Genomic DNA, 729 nt, shown 5'->3' with positions numbered 1-729 from the left:
GTGCACACCGAGGTGGAGCCGGCGCTGGCCTATATCCGCGAGAAGGGCGCGCCGATCGTGGTCAAGGCCGACGGCTTGGCCGCCGGCAAGGGCGTGATCGTGGCGATGACCCTGGCCGAGGCCGAGGACGCCGTGCGTGACATGCTCTCGGGCAACGCGTTCGGCGMYGCCGGCGCRCGCGTGGTGATCGAGGAATWCCTCGACGGCGAGGAAGCCAGCTTCATCTCGATGGTSGACGGCACCACCGCGCTGCCGATGGCCACCTCGCAGGACCACAAGCGGGTCGGCGACGGCGACACCGGTCCCAACACCGGCGGCATGGGCGCGTACTCGCCGGCCCCGGTGGTGACCGATGAGGTGCATGCCCGCGTGATGCGCGAGGTGGTCAACCCGACCGTGCAGGGCATGATCGCCGACGGCATTCCGTTCACCGGCTTCCTCTATGCAGGCCTGATGATCGATGCCGACGGCGCGCCGAAGGTGATCGAATTCAACGTGCGCTTCGGCGACCCGGAAACCCAGCCGGTGATGCTGCGCCTGCAGTCGGACCTGGTGGACCTGCTCGACGCGGCCATCGATGCACGCCTGCACGCGGTGGAAGCGCAGTGGGATCGGCGTCCGTCGCTGGGTGTGGTCATGGCCGCATCGCCCTACCCGGAAACCCCGATCACCGGCGATGTGATCCACGGGTTGGACGCGGTGCCGACGAGCGCCAAGGTGTTCCACGCT

General features: G+C 68.8%; 1 protein-coding gene. It reads left to right on the top strand.

Annotation, left to right across the window (positions count from 1 at the left end):
- On the top strand, nucleotides 1–729 hold a 729-nt coding region (gene purD, locus ACXJKJ_RS30510; protein ID WP_457395179.1), incomplete at both ends, for a phosphoribosylamine--glycine ligase.

The sequence above is a fragment of the Roseateles sp. P5_E1 genome, from assembly GCF_054049335.1.
Note: the sequence above shows the minus strand (reverse complement) of the source record. Positions and strands in the feature narration are given on the sequence as shown.